At 67.4% G+C, this 20,212-nt stretch carries 18 protein-coding genes and 1 tRNA gene; 7 read left to right on the plus strand and 12 right to left on the minus strand.

What is annotated here, in order from left to right; all coding sequences use genetic code 11:
* Positions 1 to 55: 55 nt before the first annotated feature.
* A complete protein-coding gene (gene recG / locus IEX88_RS14825; RefSeq protein ID WP_188852034.1) occupies positions 56 to 2,161 on the plus strand; it encodes an ATP-dependent DNA helicase RecG in 2,106 nt (701 codons plus the stop codon).
* Positions 2,162 to 2,256: 95 nt separating this feature from the next.
* Here the strand turns inward: recG and IEX88_RS14830 are convergent, their stop codons facing one another.
* The 6 genes from IEX88_RS14830 to IEX88_RS14855 form a co-directional block, all read right to left on the minus strand.
* On the minus strand, positions 2,257 to 2,673 hold the full coding sequence (locus tag IEX88_RS14830; RefSeq protein ID WP_244640208.1) for a hypothetical protein: 417 nt from the start codon (positions 2,671 to 2,673) through the stop codon (positions 2,257 to 2,259).
* A gap of 150 nt (positions 2,674 to 2,823) precedes the next feature.
* Complete coding sequence (locus IEX88_RS14835) at positions 2,824 to 3,510, minus strand: DUF502 domain-containing protein (protein WP_188852036.1); 687 nt, start codon at positions 3,508 to 3,510, stop codon at positions 2,824 to 2,826.
* A 154-nt stretch (positions 3,511 to 3,664) separates the two neighbouring features.
* Positions 3,665 to 4,993, minus strand: a complete 1,329-nt coding sequence (locus IEX88_RS14840) for a chloride channel protein (protein WP_188852038.1) — start codon at positions 4,991 to 4,993, stop codon at positions 3,665 to 3,667.
* Positions 4,994 to 5,053: 60 nt separating this feature from the next.
* Positions 5,054 to 6,880 carry a glutamine--fructose-6-phosphate transaminase (isomerizing) gene (gene glmS, locus IEX88_RS14845; RefSeq protein ID WP_188852040.1) on the minus strand — a complete coding sequence of 609 codons (1,827 nt, stop codon included), beginning with the start codon at positions 6,878 to 6,880 and terminating at the stop codon, positions 5,054 to 5,056.
* 141 nt (positions 6,881 to 7,021) lie between these two features.
* Complete coding sequence (gene glmU, locus IEX88_RS14850; protein ID WP_188852042.1) at positions 7,022 to 8,386, minus strand: bifunctional UDP-N-acetylglucosamine diphosphorylase/glucosamine-1-phosphate N-acetyltransferase GlmU; 1,365 nt, start codon at positions 8,384 to 8,386, stop codon at positions 7,022 to 7,024.
* Positions 8,387 to 8,454: 68 nt separating this feature from the next.
* Complete coding sequence (locus tag IEX88_RS14855; protein WP_373289596.1) at positions 8,455 to 9,282, minus strand: cytochrome c biogenesis CcdA family protein; 828 nt, start codon at positions 9,280 to 9,282, stop codon at positions 8,455 to 8,457.
* A gap of 283 nt (positions 9,283 to 9,565) precedes the next feature.
* Here IEX88_RS14855 and IEX88_RS14860 point away from each other — a divergent pair.
* The 5 genes from IEX88_RS14860 (at position 9,566) to IEX88_RS14880 (ending at position 13,082) form a co-directional block, all read left to right on the plus strand.
* Positions 9,566 to 9,641 (plus strand) — tRNA-Lys (locus tag IEX88_RS14860).
* A 293-nt stretch (positions 9,642 to 9,934) separates the two neighbouring features.
* On the plus strand, positions 9,935 to 10,300 hold the full coding sequence (locus IEX88_RS14865; protein ID WP_188852044.1) for a hypothetical protein: 366 nt from the start codon (positions 9,935 to 9,937) through the stop codon (positions 10,298 to 10,300).
* Positions 10,301 to 10,380: 80 nt separating this feature from the next.
* A complete protein-coding gene (locus tag IEX88_RS14870) occupies positions 10,381 to 10,608 on the plus strand; it encodes a hypothetical protein (protein WP_188852046.1) in 228 nt (75 codons plus the stop codon).
* A 40-nt stretch (positions 10,609 to 10,648) separates the two neighbouring features.
* The gene (locus IEX88_RS14875) at positions 10,649 to 11,827 is read left to right on the plus strand and encodes an endonuclease/exonuclease/phosphatase family protein (RefSeq protein ID WP_188852048.1); all 1,179 of its coding nucleotides are present in this window, start codon (positions 10,649 to 10,651) and stop codon (positions 11,825 to 11,827) included.
* Between the two features lie 139 nt (positions 11,828 to 11,966).
* Complete coding sequence (locus tag IEX88_RS14880) at positions 11,967 to 13,082, plus strand: acyltransferase family protein (protein WP_188852050.1); 1,116 nt, start codon at positions 11,967 to 11,969, stop codon at positions 13,080 to 13,082.
* Positions 13,083 to 13,109: 27 nt separating this feature from the next.
* Here the strand turns inward: IEX88_RS14880 and IEX88_RS14885 are convergent, their stop codons facing one another.
* The 6 genes from IEX88_RS14885 to IEX88_RS14910 all read right to left on the minus strand — a co-directional run bounded on the left by IEX88_RS14885 (position 13,110) and on the right by IEX88_RS14910 (position 18,497).
* Complete coding sequence (locus tag IEX88_RS14885) at positions 13,110 to 14,120, minus strand: AI-2E family transporter (protein WP_188852052.1); 1,011 nt, start codon at positions 14,118 to 14,120, stop codon at positions 13,110 to 13,112.
* 208 nt (positions 14,121 to 14,328) lie between these two features.
* Entirely contained in the window at positions 14,329 to 14,508 is a 180-nt protein-coding gene (locus IEX88_RS14890; protein ID WP_188852054.1) for a CsbD family protein, read from the minus strand.
* A 212-nt stretch (positions 14,509 to 14,720) separates the two neighbouring features.
* The gene (locus tag IEX88_RS14895; RefSeq protein ID WP_188852056.1) at positions 14,721 to 14,891 is read right to left on the minus strand and encodes a DUF2256 domain-containing protein; all 171 of its coding nucleotides are present in this window, start codon (positions 14,889 to 14,891) and stop codon (positions 14,721 to 14,723) included.
* Positions 14,888 to 16,417: a cryptochrome/photolyase family protein gene (locus IEX88_RS14900; RefSeq protein WP_188852058.1), complete on the minus strand. Its 1,530-nt coding sequence runs from the start codon at positions 16,415 to 16,417 to the stop codon at positions 14,888 to 14,890. The genes IEX88_RS14895 and IEX88_RS14900 overlap by 4 nt, the downstream gene beginning before the upstream one ends.
* A gap of 67 nt (positions 16,418 to 16,484) precedes the next feature.
* Positions 16,485 to 17,687 (minus strand): FAD-binding domain-containing protein, encoded by a 1,203-nt coding sequence (locus IEX88_RS14905; RefSeq protein ID WP_188852060.1) that lies wholly within the window; start codon positions 17,685 to 17,687, stop codon positions 16,485 to 16,487.
* Positions 17,688 to 17,969: 282 nt separating this feature from the next.
* Entirely contained in the window at positions 17,970 to 18,497 is a 528-nt protein-coding gene (locus IEX88_RS14910) for a MarR family winged helix-turn-helix transcriptional regulator (protein ID WP_188852062.1), read from the minus strand.
* A 109-nt stretch (positions 18,498 to 18,606) separates the two neighbouring features.
* Here IEX88_RS14910 and IEX88_RS14915 point away from each other — a divergent pair, with 109 nt between their 5' ends.
* A complete protein-coding gene (locus IEX88_RS14915) occupies positions 18,607 to 20,133 on the plus strand; it encodes an MDR family MFS transporter (RefSeq protein WP_188852064.1) in 1,527 nt (508 codons plus the stop codon).
* Positions 20,134 to 20,212 lie beyond the last annotated feature (79 nt).

Consider the following 20,212-nt stretch of genomic DNA (forward strand, 5'->3'; position numbering starts at 1 on the left):
GCCGCCTCCATGGCCGCCCTTGTCACCGCGGCAAGAGCCTATAAACCTGCCGCGCATGCGCCCCTCGCTTCTCGATCCCCTCTTCGCCCCGGTGACCACGCTCGACGGCGTCGGGCCGAAGCTTGCCGGCCTGCTGAAGACGCTGCTCCTGCCTTCGGGTTCGGACGCCGCTCTTCGGGTGCGCGACCTTCTGCTGCACTTGCCCTCCAGCGTCGTCGACCGGCGCCAGCGCGGCGAGATCGCGATGGCGCCGGAGGGCGGGATCGTCACCCTCACCGTGCGCATCGATCGCCACCAGGCGCCGGGCCGCGCCTCGACCATGCCCTACCGGGTGTTCGCGCAGGACGAGACCGGCGAGATCGCCCTCACCTATTTCCGCGCCCAGTCCGGCTGGATGGAAAAGCTGCTGCCGGTGGGCGAAACCATGGTCGTTTCGGGCCGGGTCGAGTGGTTCAACGGCCGGCCGCAGATGGTCCATCCCGACTTCGTCTGCAGCCTCGAAGAGGCCGAGACGCTGCCGCTGGTCGAGCCGGTCTATCCGCTCACCGCCGGCCTGTCGGCCAAGGTCCTGCGCAAGGCGATCGCGGCGAGCCTCGCCGAAGTGCCCGTGCTGGCCGAATGGATCGATCCGGCCATCGTCGCCAAGCACTCGTTTCCCCCGTTCAAGACGGCGCTGGACCGCCTCCACGCGCCGGAGGACGCGCTGGCGATCGACCCGCTCGGCGCGCCCTGGCGGCGGCTCGCCTATGACGAGTTCCTGGCCGGCCAGCTGGCGCTGGCACTGGCGCGCCAGAAGGTGAAGAAGGCGCGTGGCCGGCCGCTGAAGGGCGACGGCAGCCGGACGAAACGCGTCATCGCCGCCCTGCCCTTCACGCTGACCGAGGGCCAGGCCCAGGCCATCGCGGAGATCGAGGCCGACATGGCCGATGGCGAGCGCATGCTGCGCCTCCTCCAGGGAGATGTCGGTGCCGGCAAGACGGTGGTGGCGCTGATGGCTATGGCGCGCGCCGCCGAGGCCGGCGCGCAATCGGCGCTGCTCGCGCCGACGGAAATTCTCGCCCGCCAGCATGCGCAGGGCCTTGCCGCCTATGCGGAGGCCGCGGGTCTGCACATGACCCTCCTCACCGGCCGCGACACTGGTCGCACGCGGACGGAAAAGCTCGCGGCGATCGCCGAGGGGCGCACCGACATCGTCGTCGGCACCCATGCGCTGTTCCAGGACGCGGTCGAGTATCACGACCTCGGCCTCGTCGTCGTCGACGAGCAGCACCGTTTCGGCGTCCACCAGCGCCTCAGCCTGACGGCCAAGGGCCGGACGCCCGATCTTCTGGTGATGACCGCGACACCGATCCCGCGCACGCTGGTGCTCGCCGCCTTCGGCGACATGGACGTCTCGAAACTCCAGGGCAAGCCGGCCGGGCGCAAGCCGATCACCACCGTCGCCGTGCCGATGGAGCGCCTGTCCGAGATCGTGGCCCGCGCCGGCAAGGCGATGGACGACGGCGACAAGCTTTATTGGGTCTGCCCGCTCGTCGAGGAATCGGAAAAGAGCGACCTGATGGCGGCCGAGGAGCGCCACCGCCAGCTCGCCGGCATCTTTGGCGACCGCGTCGGCCTCGTGCACGGGCGCATGACCGGCGAGGAGAAGGACGCCGCCATGGCCGACTTCAAGTCCGGCCGCACCCGCATCATCGTCGCCACCACGGTGATCGAGGTCGGCGTCGACGTGCCGGACGCCACCATCATCGTCATCGAGCACGCCGAGCGTTTTGGCCTGTCGCAGCTGCACCAGCTGCGTGGCCGCGTCGGGCGCGGGTCCAAGCCCTCGTCCTGCGTCCTCCTCTACCGCGCGCCCCTCGGCGAGACGGCGAAGGCGCGCATCGCGGTGATGCGCGAGACGGAGGACGGCTTTCGCATCGCCGAGGAGGATTTGAAGCTGCGCGGCGAAGGCGACCTGCTCGGCACAAAACAATCCGGCCTGCCCGGCTTTCGCGTCGCCCGGGTCGAGGTCCACGGCGATCTCCTGGAGACCGCGCGCGACGATGCCCGCCTCGTTCTCACCCGCGACCCCGAACTCGAGACGCCGCGCGGCGAGGCGCTGCGCACGCTGCTCTATCTGTTCGGGCGGGACGACGCGATCCGGCTCCTGCGCGCGGGCTGAAAGCCGAGACTGCGGCCGCCGACACGGCCGGCGTCAGTGCTCCGCGCGGACGCGGGCCTCCGATGCGAAAGCGCCAGGCCGCAAAGCCGCGCTGTTCAGCCGATGATCTCGTAGGAATAGGACGCACACATCTCCGCATCGCTCTCGGGAGCCTCGTCGCCGGTGAACACGGCCAGCGTCATGTCGCGGCCTGTGCCCCAGCTTGCCATGTAGGTGACGGCGCCATTGCCGCAGAGCGTGTTGCCGTTTTCCAGTTCGGGATCGGCGGGATCGGCGACGCGGTAGACCGAGGCGGGGACGTTGCGGCCGTCGACGACGAAATGGTCGGCGACGAGGTCGGACAATTCCATGCTCGTGCCGTTGGCGAAGGTGATGCTGAAATCGTCCATCTCGATGTCGCCCGTGATGCTCATCGCCGTGTTGCTGATGGCGGTGTAGCTGTCGGCGTGCGCCAGCGGCTGGAAACCGAGGACGAAGGCGGTGGTGAGCGCGGCGCGAGGCAAGAAACGCATGGAGTGTCTTTCCGGAATTCCCGGCCGTATCGGCCGCGGTGCCGATGTCATCTCACGCCGCGTGGTGGCTGTCGATGCGGCCTTCCTCGGCTCGCTCCCATACGGTGAACGGCGACGCAATACGCCAGCACCCGGCCTTGCAGTACCCCGTCAGGCGATCTCTTCCGGCTGCGGCGCGAGCCGTCCCTCCGCGATCCGTGAGGCCTCGGCCTGGGTCACCGACTGCTCGCCCTCCGGGCCGACGATCCCGGCGGAGATGACGAGCTTCATGGCGTCCTCGACCTTCATGTTCAGGATTTTCACGTCCTGGCGCGGCACGTAGAGCAGGAAGCCGGAGGTCGGGTTGGGCGTCGGCGGCAGGAAGACCGCCAGCATCTCGGTGCCATCCGCCTCGAACAGCGAGGCGATCTCGCCGCGCGCGGTCGTCGCGATGAGCACGATCGACCAGATCCCGCGGCGCGGATATTCGATCAGCGCCGCCGTCTTGAAGGAGTTCGACTGGGAGGCGAACACCGTCTCGAAGATCTGCTTCAGCGCGGTGTAGAGCGTCCGCACCAGCGGCATGCGCCCGAGCGCGCGTTCGCCCCAGCCGACGACGGTCTTGCCGATCAGGCTGGCGGTCAGGAAGCCGATCAGCGTGATCAGCACCAGCGCGACGACGAGGCCGAAGCCCGGAACGCGGAAGAACAGGTAGTTGTCGGGATTGTACGCGCCGGGAATGTAGGGCTTCACCCAGCTGTCGACCCACACGACGAAGGACCAGGTCAGCCAGGCCGTGATCGCCAGCGGCGCGCAGATCACGAAGCCCGTGAGGAAGTAGTTTCTCAGCCGTGTCATCGTCCGTCCAGATCTGAAGCCGTCATTGCAATGCAGCAATCTGCGCCGCATTGCGACGAGACGCGAGAGCAGCATGGCACGCTTCTCGCCGAACAGGGGCGAAATCGGGCCGGACGGAGACGATTCACGGTCATGTGTGCGGGAGCTTGAGACGTCATCCTGGCGACAGCGGGGTATCCCTCGCCGCCTCGGCGTTCTTCTCGCGAAAGGTCTTGGCGAGACCGTGATAGAGCCGCTCGCGGCAGACCAGTGCCGAAACGCCGTCGGCAATGAGGGCCGTGGCGAACAGCGGCAGGATCATGGCGCGGCTGTCCGTCATCTCCGAGACGATCAGGACGGCGGTCAGCGGCGCCCTGACGACCCCGACGAAATAGGCGATCATGCCGAGGGTCACGACCGCGGCCGCCGGCTGCAGCGGAAACAGCCAGGCAATGACATTGCCCATGCCGGCGCCTGCCGCGAGTGAGGGCGCGAAAATGCCGCCGGGAATGCCGCTGACGGTCGTCAGCAGCGTCGCGACCAGCTTGGCCGGGCCGAACCAGAGCGGCTGGCTCTCGCCCTCGATCAGCGAGCGGGCGGCAGCGTAGCCGGTACCCCAGGTCGTGCCGTAGCTCATCACGCCGATCATCGCGACGCCGAGGCCGCAGGCCAGGGCGCAGAGGACGGGATGGCGGCGCAGGATCACCAACGGCCCCCAGCCGGAGCTCCCGACGGCCAAGACCGCGCGCGAGAACAGTCCGCCGCAGAGCCCGCCGAGAATGCCCGCGACGGGGCAGACGAGGAGGTCGGCGCGCAGCGTCAGCACATCGTGCATGGCCCCGAAATAGAGGTAGTCCCCGGCGATGCCGAGGCTGACGAGACCCGAGATCATCACGGCGGCCATGACGAGGACCGCCAGGCGCTGCTCATAGGCGGAGGCCAGTTCCTCGATGGCGAAGGCGACGCCGGCGAGCGGCGTGTTGAAGGCGGCCGAGACGCCCGCGGCGCCGCCGGCGATGGTCACGGCGGCCGTCAACGGAATCCTGAACAGGCGGTGGGTCGCCTGCATGATTGCGGCGCTGATCTGGACCGTCGGCCCCTCGCGACCCACCGAGCCGCCGACGAGCAGCGCGGCCAGGGTCAGGACGAACTTGATCGCCGCCGTCCTCAGGCTCGTCAGCGCGGCGTTGCCCGGCGCATCCGGATTGTGCGCGTTGACGATCACCTGCGGAATGCCCGAGCCCCGCGCGGCCGGCGCCCAGCTCAAGGTCGCCCAGGCGATGGCCCCGAAGCAGGCCGGCGTCATGAGCAGCGGCGCATAGGGGGCGACGGCGACCAGCGCCTCGAAGCTGTCCTGGGCCCCGTCGGCGAGTTCCGCCAGTCCCAGCGCGATGAGGCCCAGCACCACGGCGCCGATGCCGGTCGCCGCGCGCCGGCGCCAGACGAGGCCGAAATTCGCGAACACCGTCATCGAGCCGATCCCGGTCGGGCCGGCGGTCGGCATGCAACCATTGTCGCAACGAATGTCATCAAGCCTTTACCGATGCTGGTTTTTGAGCCCCGGTCACTCCACCGTCACGGACTTGGCGAGATTGCGCGGCTGGTCGACATCCGTGCCCATGTGCACGGCGGTGTGGTAGGCCAGCATCTGCAGCGGAACGGCAAAGGCGATGGGGGTCAGGATCTCCGGCATATCCGGCAGGATCAGCGTCTCCATGGCGCTCACGGCGCCGGCACGGGCGCCCTTCTCGTCGGTGATCAGGATGATGCGGCCGCCGCGCGCGGCGACCTCCTGCATGTTCGACACCGTCTTTTCGAACATCCGGTCGTGCGGTGCCACGACGATCACAGGCATGGTCTCGTCGATCAGCGCGATCGGCCCGTGCTTCAGTTCGCCCGCTGCATAACCTTCCGCGTGGATGTAGCTGATTTCCTTAAGTTTCAGGGCGCCTTCCAGGGCAAGGGGATAGCTGAGGCCGCGGCCGAGATAGAGCGCATGGCGATAGGTCGCGAGCTCGCGCGCCAGAATCTCGATCTGGCCCTCCAGCTTGAACGCCTCGGCCACCATGCGCGGCCCTTCGGCCAGCGCCCGCGTCATCGCCAGTTCCTCGTCCGGCGAGATCACGCCGCGGTCGACGCCGGCGCGGATCGACAGGGCCGCGAGCGCCATCAGCTGGCAGGTGAAGGCTTTCGTCGAGGCCACCCCGATCTCGGGCCCGGCCAACGTCGGCAGGACGACGTCGGACTCGCGGGCGATGGTCGATTCCTGGACGTTGACGACCGAGGCCGTCTTCAGCCCCATCGACTTCGCGTAGCGCAGCGAGGCCAGCGTGTCGGCGGTCTCGCCCGATTGCGAGACGAATAGCGCGAGGTCGACATCGCCAAGCGGGCTCTCGCGGTAGCGGAACTCCGAGGCGACATCGATGTCGCAGGCGATCCGTGCATGCCGCTCGAAGTAGTAGCGGCCGGTGAGGCCGGCGAGGTAGCCGGTGCCGCAGGCGGAGATTGCCATGCGCTTGATGTCTTTGAAATCGAGCGACTGGCCGTTCGGCACGCGGGTGCGCCCCGTGGTCATGTCGACGAAGGAGCCGAGCGTGTGGCCGATCACTTCCGGCTGCTCGTAGATCTCCTTCTGCATGAAATGGCGGTGGTTGCCCTTGTCGACATAGAAGGCCTTGCCGACCGAGCGCCGGACCGGCCGTTCCACCGCCAAACCGTCGACGTCGTAGATTTTCGCCTGGCTGCGGTCGAGGACGACGAAGTCGCCGTCCTCGAGATAGCGCACGGCGTCGGTGAAGGGCGACAGGGCGATGGCATCGGAGCCGAGGAACATCTCGCCCTTGCCGATGCCGACGGCGAGCGGCGAGCCGCGGCGTGCACCGACGATCAGATTCTCCTCACCGGAGAAGACGAAGGCGAGCGCAAAGGCGCCTTCCAGCTGCGGCAGGATCTGGCGGACCGCCTCCACCGGCTCGGCGCCCCGGTCGAGGGCACGGGTGACGATGAGGGCGATGGTCTCGGTGTCGGTCTCGCTCTCGAAGACGTAGCCATCCGCCTCGAGCGAGGTGCGCAGTTCGCGGAAATTCTCGATGATGCCGTTGTGGACGACGGCGACGCGGGGCGTCGCGTGCGGATGGGCGTTGCGCACCGTCGGCGCACCATGCGTCGCCCAGCGGGTATGGCCGATGCCGATCGTGCCGCCGAGCGGCTCGGTCTTCAACAGCGTCTCCAGATTGACGAGCTTGCCCTCGGCCCGGCGCCGGTCGAGGCCGGCGTCCGAGAGGGTGGCGATCCCGGCGGAATCATAGCCGCGATATTCCAGCCGCTTCAGCGAGTCGACCAGTCTGTCGGCGACCGGCTGACCGCTGACGATCCCGATGATGCCACACATTCCACGTCTCCTCGGTTGGGTCGGGCTGCGTCCGGCCCGGTCGAACTGGCTTTGCAATCGATGCCGGCCGGCGTCCAGACACTCTTCGTTGCCGGCCGTGACACAGGGGCCCCGCCGAGCTCTTCGTCGAAGGCCTTTACGTCAGGCGGAAGGCTTGCCGCGCGCGGCCTTGGCGGCGGCATTGCGCTCGGCGATCTCTCGGCCGCGGCCGGGCTTGGTCACCTGGCGCGCCCGGCCGATGGCCAGCGCATCGTCCGGCACGTCCTCGGTGATGACGCTGCCGCTGCCGACATAGGCGCTGGCACCGATGCTCACCGGCGCGACGAGGGCCGAGTTCGAGCCGATGAAGGCGTTGGCGCCGATGGCCGTATGGTGTTTCAGCGCGCCGTCGTAGTTGCAGGTGATCGTGCCCGCGCCGATATTGGCGGCCGCGCCGACCGAGGCGTCGCCGATATAGCTGAGATGGTTGATCTTGGCGCCCGCGCCGACCTCGGCATTCTTCACCTCGCAGAAATTGCCGACCTTGGCGCCCTCGGCGAGCCGGGTTCCGGGCCGCAGCCGGGCGAAGGGGCCGATGGCGACGTCCTCGCCGATCCGCGCGCCCTCGAGGTGCGAGAACGCATGGACGACGCTGCCCGTGCCGATCGAGACGCCCGGACCGAAAACCACGTTGGGCTCCAGCAGCACCTCGGCGGCGATTTCGGTGTCGTGCGAAAAGAACACCGTCTCGGGCGCGATCATCGAGACGCCCTGGAGCATCATTTCGCGCCGGCGGCGCTGCTGCCAGATGGTCTCGACGGCGGCGAGCTCGACGCGCGTGTTGACGCCCAGCACCTCGTCCGCGTCCGCCTCGATCGCGCGGACGCTCTCGCCGCGGGCGCGGGCGATCTCCACGGCGTCGGTCAGGTAGTATTCGCCCTTGGCATTGGCATTGCCGATCGCCTGGAGAAGGTCGAGCGCAATGTCGCCGCGCAGCGCCATGACGCCGCCATTGCAGAACTCGATCCGGCGCTCGACCTCGCTGGCATCGCGCTCCTCGCGGATCGCGAGCAGCTCGCCGTTCTCCTCGATCAGCCGGCCGTAACCCTGCGGCGTCGCGGTCCGGAAGCCGACGACGCACAGCGCCGCGCCGGCGGCCAACGTCTCTCGCGCGCGCGCGAGCGTTTCCGGCCGGACCAGCGGCGTGTCGCCGAAAAGGACGAGGATGTCGTCGAAGCCTTCCGCGATCGCGTCCCGCGCCGCCAGCACGGCATGGCCGGTGCCGAGCCGCTCCGTCTGGACATGCGCCGACAGCCCGGCAACGGCGCCGCCGACGGCGGCCGCCACCGCGTCGGCATCGCGGCCGATGACCAGCGCCGTGCGCGTCGAGCCCGCCGCGGCGGCCGTCTCCGCGACATGGCAGACCATGGCAAGGCCCGCCACCTCGTGCAGCACCTTGGCTCGCGTGGATTTCATCCGCGTGCCTTCGCCGGCCGCGAGGATGATGGAAAGGCATGTACGGTTCATCGTCGGGTTCCGTTCGGATGGTCCGCTGAAATTAGCAGAGGAAGCTGAGCAATCGGTGAATCGCCGTCTCAGGTGGCGATCGCCTCGACATTCATCAGCGCCGGAAAGGTCTCCAGCAGCCAGAAGGACACCGTCTGCATGCCGCCGGTGAGGAAGAGGATGCCGGTGAGGACCAGAAGGGCGCCCATTGCCTTCTCGACCAGGCCGAAATGCTTTCGGAAACGGCCGATCAGGCGCAGAAACACGCCGGAAAAGGCGGCGGCGAGGAGAAAGGGAATGCCGAGGCCGGCGGAATAGAGGCCGAGCATAAACGCGCCCTCGCCGACCGTGTCGTGCGTGCCGGCGAGGCCCAGAATGGCGCCGAGGACCGGCCCGATGCAGGGCGTCCAGCCGAAGGCGAAGGCGAGGCCCATGAGATAGGCGCCGAGAACGCTGCGCGGTCTGTCGGGCGCCCGGAAGCGGGCTTCGCCGGACAGGAAGGCGATGCGGAAGACGCCGAGGAAGTTGAGGCCCATGACGATGATGGCGAGCCCCGCGACAAGCCCCAGCCAGTCGAGATTCTGCCGCAGCATCTGCCCGATGGAACTGGCCCCGGCGCCGAGCGCCACGAAGACGGTGGAAAAGCCGAGGACGAAGACGAGCGCCGTGGCGAGCACCCTGAGATAGCCGTGGCTGCCGAGCCGGCCCGCCGCCCCTGCCCCCGCCGTCGCGCCGCCCGCCGGCACCCCGCCCCCTTGCATCTGGAGCGCGCGCATCTGCGGCCCCGCCCTCAGCTCCTCGACCGAGACGCCGGCCATGTAGCAGAGATAGGGCGGCACCAGCGGCAGGACGCAGGGCGACAGGAAGGAGAGCGCTCCGGCGAGAACGGCCGTCGGATAGGAGAGATCCTCGATCACGCAGCTTTTCCTTCCAGCCGGGATGCTTGACCCGGAAAACGCGCCTTGGGGCGACAGTCGGCGGCGGTCGGACCCGACTGGTGCCTGCCCCGCGGCTCCGCGCCGGTCGCCGCCCGGGCGGGACAGGCCCACCACGGCCGGCCGTGCCACGAACCCGCCCAAACTGCAAATCACGCCCTCTTCGGCTTTTCTGGGACCATGGCCGATTTGCGGTTGACCGCCCCCGGCCCCCTTTCTATGGTCCGCCCGATTTCGCGAGCCGGCCAAGGCCCTCTCGCCGGTCGAGCGCGTAGCTCAGTTGGTAGAGCAACGGACTTTTAATCTGTAGGTCCCGGGTTCGAGCCCCGGCGCGCTCACCACCAAAAGCAACCTATCAGGTTCAAATCTGCCTTTGTCATGTTGCATCATGTCCTAAGCTGGTTCCTTTGATTTCCAAGGGCTTTCCGGTGCCTTCGGCTGGTTCCCGCACACGGAATGCAAGATGTGGGTCCCGTGATGCCGTCTTGAACCGGCTGGATTCGCAGGGGCAGCCGATTGCGTCAAAGGGATCGACGAGGAGCGGATGCTTCCGAAGCTTCGGCAGTTCATCGCCACTTCGCTCTCGCTGCTCAGGAGAAGCAAGATCGCCTAAGAGACCACAGGGCGAGCGATGATGCTCGACAAGATCGCCCGGCAGACTGCAAGTTCCAAAGTAGCACGCGCCAAACCGCAGCCGGCAGATGGCCGTCACGCGGAACATCACAGTCTCGAAGCGAACGGAACCGGAGCCTGTTCCGAACCTTTCCTCATTCTGCAACAAGAGGAGGCCTCAATGTCCGAGATCAGCAAAACGACGAAGCACGGCGAGTATCGGGAGGACGGCTCGAAGATCGCCACCGAGGACAACCCGGCTGGAGAGACGGAAACCGAGAAAGTTGAGCGGGAACAGAGCAAGCTGCCCAATGGCGGCCGTTCACCGGAGTACGACGAGGCCGACGAAGACGACATTGCGGCGCCATCGCCTCCCACCGGAGCGTAACCGCTCGCGCCCCTGACGCTTTGAACAAAAATGCCAGGCCCCGCCGAGAGATCGCGCGGGGCTTTTCTATGGGGCACGCCATGGCCGAGGCGAAAAGCGCCGCCAGCATCTTCCCCGGAGGAGATGAGGATGCCCGCACCCGAATTCATGATGCCGCGTTCACGGACGAGCATCCGGTCCCTGACTTCTCGACGAGTATGCTGCCGTTCACTGCGCCGGCCACGGACCATCCGGATCTGGAAAGGCGGATGACCTCGAATAAAGGGCTACGCGCCGGGATCGCGAACAGGCGGCGCGCGACAGGGTGAAGGCCACGGGCCTCGTTCTGCCGCAGCGGTGAACCGGTCCATGGAGTCACTGCGTCCGCACGTTGACGCAGTTGCGCTGGAAACTCTATCTGGACAGGCCGAGCCCCCGATCGCCGTCTCGGACGCGGTCGAAGCGGCGGTGCCCAAAGGAGACGGTCCCATCATCATCACCGCCATCGTCAGACTGTTCGCGGGTCTTCTGGTCCTGGCAACGGCCCTCAGCATCGTCGAATCCGACGAATGGTGGATCCGCATCTGGGACTTTCCCCGGGTGCAGATCTTCGTGCTGCTGGTGGCGGCGGGGGTTCTTGCCCTGTGGCGTGATCGGTCTGCGGGCCGATGGATCGCCGTCCTGTGTGCGGTGGCGGCCGCCTGGCAAGTCTATCGGATCTACCCCTACACGCCGCTGGCGACACCCGAAATCACGTTCGCGGACGACCTTCCGATGTCGGACGACCGATGCTTCAGCCTGCTGTCGCTGAATGTCCTGGAATCCAACAGAGATTACGCGCGGACGACGGCACTCATCGGCAGGGCGCAGCCTGACATCCTGCTGCTGATGGAGACCGACCAGCGTTGGGCCGACGCTCTGGCGCCCCAGTTGGCGCGATTTCCGAACGTCCTCGCGCGGCCGCTCGGCAATACCTACGGCATGATCTTTGCGACGAATCTCGCCATGCGCGATGGCCGCATCGAGACGATCGCCGAGAAGGACACGCCCTCGGTCCATGCCGAACTGACCGCGGGCAACCCGTTCCGCGTGATCGCCCTGCACCCCCGACCGCCCGTTCCAGGCCAGGACACCGACGAGCGGGACGCCGAGATCGCCGTTGCCGCCATGCGCGCGGCCGAGGAAAAGCTCCCGGTGCTCGCCATCGGTGATTTCAACGATGTCGCCTGGTCGCATACCTCGCAACTGTTCAAGCGGATCGGCGGCTATCTCGACCCGCGCATCGGCCGCGGCACCTTCGCGACTTTTCCGGCTCGGACCCCGCTATTGGGATGGCCGCTGGACCATCTGTTCGTCACGCCCGAATTCCAGGTTCGCTCGCTCGAGGTGCTGGAGGATGTCGGGTCCGATCACCGTCCCATCCGCTCCGAGCTCTGCCTGACCGGACGCACTTCCGCCAACGAGGCGCCGGAGACGGTGTCGCCCGAGGATCGCCGCGATGTCGACGAGGTCATGGAAGAGTACCGGGAAGACCAGACGGATCGATAGGCAGTGTCCACCCATTCCCGCTCGATTTCTATCTGCACTGCAACAAAACGGCTTGCTCCGCTTTGGACAGGTGGGCAGGCCGAGCCGGTGACGGTGGGCGGCCACAAAGCCCAATCCTGCCGAGTGAATGAGGCCATCGATGAGTACGACCGCCCGCGCAGACCTTGCGCCGCTGACGTCCATGCGCGGGATCGCCGCCCTTGTGGTGGTGATCTACCACTTCAGCGGCGGCTTTCTGCCGAACCTCGATCTCGCCGCCACCACGGGTCTGGTTTCCAAGGGCTATCTCTGGGTCGACTTCTTTTTCGTCCTCAGCGGCTTCATCCTGTCCCACGCCTATGCCGACAGGTTCAGCGACACAGTGACATGGGCCAGCTTTCGCGCCTTCATCGACGCCCGCTTCGCCCGGATCTATCCCCTGCATTTCCTCATTCTGATGGGCTTTCTGCTGCTGGAGCTGACCAAGCTCGCGCTGATCCATCTGGATTGGGGCCAGAGGGTCGATCGCCCTTTCGGCGATAGCACCGATGCCTACGGTTTCGTTCTCAACGCCCTGCTCCTTCAGACCTCCGGTCTTCAGTCCTATAACACCTGGAACGGCCCGGCCTGGTCAATCGGCGCGGAGTTCGGCGCCTATCTCCTCTTTCCGCTTCTGACGATCCTGGTGGTCCGTCATGGCGGCTCGCTGCGCCTGGCGCTGGCAGGGGCGGCCCTGGCGGGCCTTTGGGTGATTTCGGCCGAGGGCACCGATCTCGACCGAACGGCGGATTTCGGCCTGTTGCGCTGTGCCTTCGAGTTCACGCTCGGGATTTTGACCTATCGCGCCTTCCTCAGGCTGCCGCGGCACCTTTTGAGCGGCAGCGACCCTTTGATGCTCCTGGGGGCCGGAATTCTGCTCGCCATGCATTTCGAGTGGCCGGACGTCCTGATCCCGCCCGCCTATGCCCTACTGATCCTCTTTCTGGCCGCGAACCAGGGATTGCCGGCCCGCCTCCTCTCCCGCGCCCCCTTGGTCCGTCTCGGGGTCATCTCGTACTCGATCTACATGTCCCACTACCTCGTCCTCAGCGTCATCCAGGTCATGGCCCGTGCCCTGACGGGCGCTGGCGTGGGGCGAAACCTCGATGCAGGCCTGTCGGTGCTGGTCCTGGGGTTGGTCACGCTGGTGGTGGTGCTCGGATCGAACTGGCTCTACGAGGCAGTCGAGGAGCCAGCCCGGGCGCGGGTGAAGGGGTGGCTGGCGCGGATCGGATGAGACCAGGCCTCTTCGGCGCCATGGCCGTCAGCGAATGCCGTCGAAGCTGGGTGCCTCCTTGTCGAGATAGTCCTCGACATAGAATTTGCGCCCGACCCGAAGGAGGACCGCGGCCAGCGGCGTGGCGAGGGCCAGTCCGAGGACCCCGAAGAGCACGCCGAACAGGAGCTGGAAGGCGATGGTCAGCGCGGGCGGCAGCGACACGGCGCTTTCCTGGACCTGGGGCGTGACCAGGTAGCTCTCGATGGCCTGCACCGTGACGTAGAGAGCGACGATCCACAGCGCTGTCGAGAAGCCGTCCGCCAGGCCAAGCAGCACGGCCGGGACGAGCGCCAGCACGGGGCCGATATTGGGAATGAAGGTCAGGAAGGCGGCGAGGACCGCCAGGATCGGCCAGAGCGACACGCCGAGAATCCAGAGGCCGAGCCCGGTGAGAAAGCCGACCACCGCCATCGACACGAACTGTGCCTTCAGCCAGCCCTGAAGCGCGATGCCGGACTCCCCCAGCATCGACCGTGCTTTCGGCCGAGCCGAGGGGGCGACCACCGACACGAAACCGTGGATGTAGGTCGACGGCGCCGCGGCGCCGTAGATGCCGACGAAGGCGATGATCACCGCATTGCCGACGGCGCCGAAGGTCGAGGACAGAGCCGACGTCGCACCCGATCCGGAAGGGGCGACGGCGGCGGGGTCGAACTTGTCGAGCGCCTTGCTGATCCAGGCGTGGTCGTCGACGTAGCTGCGCAGGGTGGCGACCGCTTCGGGAAGCCGATCCCAGAGCTGTTGAACCTGGTCCGCCAGCGCCGCCCCGGCAAAGCCGAGGAAGACGAGCGCGCTCGCCGTCAGCGCAACGCAGAAGATAGCGACGCCATATCCTCCCTTGACCCCGAGCCGTCCCGCCACCCAGTCACCGCCGCCGCGCAGGAAAACGGCCATCAGGATCCCCGCAAACACCACCAGCAGCACATCCGGCGCCAGCCACAGCAAAAGGACGAACGTCGCGCACAGGACGGACAGCGAGACGGTTCTACGGGTCATGGGGCCATCGGAGTTGGTTGCGGAAACTGCGTCGCGACAGGGCTCGAGACACAGGACTCGAGACATCGGTGCTCAGGACATGGGAGCCCAAGACTTGGCCGAGACATGGGCCAAGAGATGGGCCGAGACATGGGAATGGCCGCCCCGGATTTTCCGGGACGGCCATTCAGTCGGTCATCTGTCCGCGATGCGGACACGGTCGCTGAAATCAGCGCACGGCGTCCTTGGCGGCATTCTCGACTTTGCCGAGATTCTTCTCCGTCTTGCCTTCGACGCGGTCGGCGGCACCTTCCGCCTCGACACGCTCGTTTCCGACGGCCTTGCCCGCGGTCTCCTTGATCGATCCGCCGACTTCCTTGATCGTGCCCTTGGTCTCGTGATCAGCCATGGTCGCAACCTTTCTTTCAGGGCGGGATATCCGCCCGGTCCTTGGGGGAACCGGCCCACGGCGTCATGGTTCCGAATCCAAGGCAGCGCTGCAGGAACAGGGATCCAGCCGGGTGGGCGCGCCGGAGGTCGAATCCGGGAACCGTTCAGACCTTCGCGATATGGCGCGTGAGAAAGACGTGGCCCCAGGCCGCCAAGGCCCGCGCCATGTTTTCACGGGGACGGCGCGGCGTTCTTGCGGCGCAAGTCGCCCTTGCAGCGGTCCGAGCAGGTTTTGACCGCATCCCAGTCGCGGGCCCATTTCTTGCGCCAGGCGAAGGGGCGGCCGCAGGCGGCGCAGGTCTTCTGCGGCAGGGTCGACTTGGTGAAGCGCTTGTCTTTCACAGGCTCGCCAGGAAGGTCGCGGCGCTCTCGGCGATCCGCGCCCGTTCGTCGGCCGGGAAATTGTCGTAGCTGCGCACCATCTGCGCCATGCGCGGATTGCGGCCGACCCTGTCGCGGTGGCGGGCCATGAAATCCCAGTAGAGCGCGTTGAACGGGCAGGCATTCGGGCCGGTCCGCTGCTTCACGTCGTAGCGGCAGGCGGCGCAGTAGTTCGACATGCGGTTGATGTAGGCGCCGCTCGCCGCATAGGGTTTGGAGGCGAGCAGGCCACCATCGGCGAACTGGCTCATGCCGACGGTGTTGGGCAGTTCCACCCATTCATAGGCGTCCGCGTAGACCATCAGATACCATTCGTGCAGCTCGTGCGGATCGATGCCGGCGAGCAGCGCGAAATTACCGGTGATCATCAGGCGCTGGATGTGGTGGGCGTAGGCCTCCTCCTTGGTCTGCGTCACCGCGGCGCGGACGCAGGCCATGTCGGTCTCGGCCGTCCAGTAGAAATCAGGCAGCGCCCTGTCGTGGCCGAAGAAATTGCTGCGCTCGTAGCCCGGCATCTTCAGCCAGTAGATGCCGCGGACATATTCGCGCCAGCCGATGATCTGGCGGATGAACCCCTCGGCCGCATTCAACGGCACCGTGCCGTTCCGCCAGGCTTCCTCGACCTGCCGGCAGACGCGCAAGGGATCGAGCAGGCCGCAGTTGAGGTACTGCGCGACGACCGAATGGTAGAGGAAAGGCTCGCCCTGGAGCATGGCGTCCTGGAAATCGCCGAAACGGGGCAGCGCCTCCTTCACGAAGGCGGCGAAGGCGGCCTCGGCATCGGCGCGGGTGACGGCGTAGCGGAAGGGTTCGAGATCGCCGAAATGATTGCCGAAGCGCGCCGCGACGAGCGAGAGCACGTCCTTGGTGATGGCGTCGTGGGCATAGGCGCGCGGTCGCGGCATGAAGAGATCGACATCGGCCGGCTTGCGGTTCTCGGCATCGAAATTCCACCGGCCACCGACGGGCTGGTCGCCCTCCATCAGGAGCCCGGTCCGGCGGCGCATGTCGCGGTAGAAGTATTCCATGCGCAGCTGCTTGCGGCCCGTCGCCCATTCCCGGAAAGCCGACGGCGTGGTGAGGAAACGGTCGTCCGGCAGGATATCGACGGGAAGGGCAAGCCGCTCTCCCCAGCCCTTCATCATCTCTGCCACGCGCCATTCGCCCGCCTCGGTGACGACGATCCGCTCCGGCCGGTGCTCGGCGACGGCCGCCGCGAGCTGGGCGGTGAAACTGCCCCGATGGCCCGGTGCATCGAGCGTGACGTAGTCGACCGTCCAGCCCGCGCCGCGGAGCTCCTCGGCGAAATGGCGCATGGCCGAGAACAGGAAGGCGATCTTCTTCTTGTGGTGGCGGACATAGTTCGCCTCGTCGTGGAGCTCGGCCATCAGGACGCGGTCCCGTGCCGGGTCGCTGGCGGCAAGACTCGTCAGCGTCGGCGTCAGCTGGTCGCCGAGGACCAGGACGAGATTTTGGACCTGAGCCATCAGCGCCCCCTTGGCGGCGGGCCGATGTCGTGGCGGGCCTGGCGGCGAGAGCTCGGCGGCTGCGCGCTCACGACAGGCCCTCGTCGCGCAGCAGCGCCGGGATGCACTGGTTCAAGGCGAAGAAGCCCTTTTTCGCCTCCGGCCAAAAACGGTCGTCCCAGGAGCGGCGCATTGGGACGAGTTCGATGCCGTCCTGCCGCAGGATCGGGGCGATGGCGGCCAACGCTTCGGCGACCGGGCCGACCGGGGCAGAAGGCGTCACGATCTGCCGCACGCCGGCGGCCCGTGCCGCCGCCAGGAGCGCGGCGGCATCGAAGCGGGTGGCGATCTCCACCGGGCAGGCGAAATGCGCGGCAAGGCGCGTTGCCGTGTCCGCGGCCGCCGAGGCGACGAAGGCGCGGGCGCCCTCGCCCCACAGCAGCCCGCCATCGACGACCACCAGGGCCGCTGCGATCGGCACTTCGGGGAAAAGCAACGATTCGGGATGCAGATCCTCGTGGCTGACGAGCAGCATCGACGGCTCCCCGGTCACGGGTCGCGCGAGGCTGGGCACTTCGCGGGCCGGAGGAACGGGGGCTTCGGTGAGCGCCACGGCCACCTCCGCCAGACCCTTCGGGGCAAAGCGGCCGTTGGTACAGCGCGCGATGTTGTCGGTGGTGGCGAGATAGGTCTTGCCGACCGTCTGCAGTCCGGCCACCCAGCGCCAGGACAGCGTGTTGCTGGCGGCATCGGCATCGAGAAGGTGGCGCAGGAAGAAGTCGGCGCCGAGCGTCCAGGGAAGGCGCAGGGTGAAGATCCAGATCGAGGCGAACCACATGCGGGCGTGATTGTGCAGATAGCCGGTCGCCACCAGTTCGCGCGCCCAGTCGTCAAAACCCTCGATGCCGGTCGCGCCGCCCTCGGCATCGGCCAGCGCCCGGACGTCGGAGAATTCCTGGCGCTGCTGGTCGCGCTCTTCCAGAAAGCGCGACCAGACGGCCGGCCGCATTTCCAGCCAGCCCTTCCAGTAGGTGCGCCACAAAACCTCGCGCACGAACTGCCCCGCAGCCGGAAGGTCGTGCCGGGAGAGCACTGCGGCGACGATCTCCCGCTCGGTGATCAGGCGATAGCGAACATAGGGGGAAAGCCGGGAGATCGCGCCCTCGTTCTCGGGGCCGTCGTCAATGTTGCGACCGGCGGCATAAGCCCGCCCGGCCCGCGGCGCGAAGTCTGCCAGCCGCGCCAGTCCCGCATCGCGCGTCGGAGGAAAGCAGAGATGTGATGGCCCCATGGCGAAGGGCTTAGCGGAAGCCCGGCACCCTGTCCCGCGACGTGGTGCCGCGACGGCTTCTCCACCGCGCTGGACCGATCACGACTGCGTCAGGATGCTCCGTCGCTGTGCCGGATTCGCGTGAAGCGCGCGGCGGCCACCATCCAACCCCGCTGCAGGAGCCCGACGAAAGCCCGCCCGGCCTTGCCTGGGCGCCGGGCCTCGGGATCGCGGGAATGCCAGCCGCGAATCGTGACTCGCCGCTGGCCCTGGCGAAACGGCCGCGCCTTCGTGGCCCGGCACCTATCCCGGCGTCTGCGTGTCGAGCGACTGGAAGACGCGCTCGTAGCCGGCGATGAAACGGTCGAAGAGGGTGGCGAAGGCGTCGACGTCCTCGGGCGGCCAGTCGGCGACGATATCGGCGATGAGCGCCCGCTTCTGGGCCTGGATCTGCGCCAGCAGCCTCTGGCCGAGCGGCGTCATTACCAGGACGATGCGCCGGGCGTCCGCCTGCGACGCCTTCCGGCGCAGGACGTTGCGCGCCACCATCTCGGCCACGACCCGGCTGGCACGCGATGGATCGATGCGCAGCGTGGCGGCGATCGCGCCGACCGTCGCCTCCCCCGCCGCCTCGGCGCGACGCACCGCATCGAGCACGTCGAGATGCGACAGTTCCAGGTCGGGCGCTACGTTCTGGATCGCCAGTCGGCCGATCAGCCGGCGTCCGGTCATCAGCCGCATGCGCGTCATCACCTGGCCGATGCGCAGCACGTCGGGGTCTTCCGACGGAGCGGGATTGTTGGGGTCGTACTGGGGCTGAGGCACTGTCATGGCGCGATGATAACAGAGCGCGCCGAGGCTGAGAACATGCCGGACAAAGGTGACATTGACAGATATGTGCTAATAGCACATATCTCCGCCCACCAGCCGGAGATCTGCCATGTCCCAATCGACCCTTCCTCTCGTCGCCGATCCTCGCCGGCGGCTGGTGCTCTTCCTGTTCCTGATGGCGGCGATGTTCATGGCCACCCTCGACAACCAGATCGTCTCCACGGCCCTGCCGACGATCGTCGGCGAGTTCGGCCAGCTCGAACGTTTCGGCTGGATCGGCTCGGCCTATCTCCTGGCCCTCTCCGCCGTCATGCCGCTCTACGGCAAGCTGGGTGACCTGTACGGCCGCAAATATGTGATGATGGCGGCCATCGGCCTGTTCACGCTGGGTTCGGCGGTCTGCGGCCTTGCGGTTTCGATGAACACGCTGATCGCCGCGCGGGTGCTCCAGGGGCTCGGCGGCGGCGGCATTCTGGTGTCGATTTTCGCGATCAACGCGGATCTGTTCGAGCCGCGCGAACGCGCGCGCTACCAGAGCTATGCGAGCCTCGTGCTGATGGCGTCGGGGGCGATCGGGCCGGTGCTCGGCGGCACGATGAGCGATCTCTTCGGCTGGCGCTCGATCTTCCTCGTCAACGTGCCGATCGGCTTCGCTGTCCTCGCCGGCCTTTTCTTCATGCTGCCCGAGCGCCGGCCGGACCGCCGCCCGACGATCGACTTTGCCGGCGCCGGTCTGCTGGCCCTAGCGATGACCAGCCTCGTTCTCGGCGCCGACAGCGCCCAGTTGTTCGGATCGCTGCTCTCGCCCTTCAGCCTCGGCGTTGTCGTCGTCGGCATCGTGTGCGCCACGCTGTTCGTGCTGGTCGAGCGACGGGCACCCGAGCCCATCGTGCCGATGCAGCTTTTCCGAAATTCGACGTTCAGCCTGCTCTTGGTGATCTCGATCATGGGCGGGTCGATCGGCATCGGCATGATCAACTATTTCGCCCTGTTCCTGCAGACCACCACCGGGCTGTCGCCGACGTCGGCCGGCCTGTTCTTCATCCTGCTGACCGGTGGAATCGTCTGCGGGTCGCTGGCGGCGGGGCGCATCATTTCCGCGACCGGCCACTACAAGCCCCTGGCGATCGCCAGCACGGCCTGCAGCGCGATCGCCTTTGCGCTGCTGTCGCAGGTCCATGCCGGCACCTCGCTCGCGCTGATCGGCGGTCTGATGCTGATGCACGGGATCGGCATCGGCTTTGCCCAGCAGGTGCCGATCATCGGGGTGCAGAATGCGGCGCCGCGGCGTGACGTGGGGGCGGCGAGCGGTGCGGTGACGCTGTCACGCATGGGCGGCGCGTCGATCGTGATCTCGGTCTACGGGGCCATCATCGGCGCCAGCATGTCCCGGGTGGGGGTGAGCATTCCGGGCGTCGCCAATATCGCCGAGATGACGCCGAGCATGATCGCCACCTTGTCGCCGGCCGCCCGCGAGGCGGTGGCGAACAGTTACGCTGCGGCCTTCTCGCCGCTGTTCATGACGTCATGCGGCTTTGCCCTCGTCGGACTTGTCGCGGCCCTGCGGCTGAAGCCGACGCGTCTGCCGGTCGAAGCGGACGCCGACGTCGTCCCGGCTGCTGGACCCGCGAAATAGTCCGTCTGCAAGCCACGGAGCGACGTGCTCAAGCACAGGGCAAACGCGTCGACCGGCGCGAGACCTGTTGCCCGGTCGA

The sequence above is a fragment of the Aureimonas glaciei genome (genome assembly GCF_014643375.1).
Classification (GTDB): domain Bacteria; phylum Pseudomonadota; class Alphaproteobacteria; order Rhizobiales; family Rhizobiaceae; genus Plantimonas; species Plantimonas glaciei.

Excerpts from the sequence above, each read along its gene's own strand:
- recG (WP_188852034.1), top strand. The coding sequence starts at position 56 with ATGCGCCCCTCGCTTCTCGATCCCCTCTTCGCCCCGGTGACCACGCTC.
- IEX88_RS14830 (WP_244640208.1), bottom strand. The coding sequence starts at position 2,673 with ATGCGTTTCTTGCCTCGCGCCGCGCTCACCACCGCCTTCGTCCTCGGT.
- IEX88_RS14835 (WP_188852036.1), bottom strand. The coding sequence starts at position 3,510 with ATGACACGGCTGAGAAACTACTTCCTCACGGGCTTCGTGATCTGCGCG.
- IEX88_RS14840 (WP_188852038.1), bottom strand. The coding sequence starts at position 4,993 with ATGCCGACCGCCGGCCCGACCGGGATCGGCTCGATGACGGTGTTCGCG.
- glmS (WP_188852040.1), bottom strand. The coding sequence starts at position 6,880 with ATGTGTGGCATCATCGGGATCGTCAGCGGTCAGCCGGTCGCCGACAGA.
- glmU (WP_188852042.1), bottom strand. The coding sequence starts at position 8,386 with ATGAACCGTACATGCCTTTCCATCATCCTCGCGGCCGGCGAAGGCACG.
- IEX88_RS14865 (WP_188852044.1), top strand. The coding sequence starts at position 9,935 with ATGCTCGACAAGATCGCCCGGCAGACTGCAAGTTCCAAAGTAGCACGC.
- IEX88_RS14870 (WP_188852046.1), top strand. The coding sequence starts at position 10,381 with ATGGCCGAGGCGAAAAGCGCCGCCAGCATCTTCCCCGGAGGAGATGAG.
- IEX88_RS14875 (WP_188852048.1), top strand. The coding sequence starts at position 10,649 with ATGGAGTCACTGCGTCCGCACGTTGACGCAGTTGCGCTGGAAACTCTA.
- IEX88_RS14880 (WP_188852050.1), top strand. The coding sequence starts at position 11,967 with ATGAGTACGACCGCCCGCGCAGACCTTGCGCCGCTGACGTCCATGCGC.
- IEX88_RS14885 (WP_188852052.1), bottom strand. The coding sequence starts at position 14,120 with ATGACCCGTAGAACCGTCTCGCTGTCCGTCCTGTGCGCGACGTTCGTC.
- IEX88_RS14890 (WP_188852054.1), bottom strand. The coding sequence starts at position 14,508 with ATGGCTGATCACGAGACCAAGGGCACGATCAAGGAAGTCGGCGGATCG.
- IEX88_RS14900 (WP_188852058.1), bottom strand. The coding sequence starts at position 16,417 with ATGGCTCAGGTCCAAAATCTCGTCCTGGTCCTCGGCGACCAGCTGACG.
- IEX88_RS14905 (WP_188852060.1), bottom strand. The coding sequence starts at position 17,687 with ATGGGGCCATCACATCTCTGCTTTCCTCCGACGCGCGATGCGGGACTG.
- IEX88_RS14910 (WP_188852062.1), bottom strand. The coding sequence starts at position 18,497 with ATGACAGTGCCTCAGCCCCAGTACGACCCCAACAATCCCGCTCCGTCG.
- IEX88_RS14915 (WP_188852064.1), top strand. The coding sequence starts at position 18,607 with ATGTCCCAATCGACCCTTCCTCTCGTCGCCGATCCTCGCCGGCGGCTG.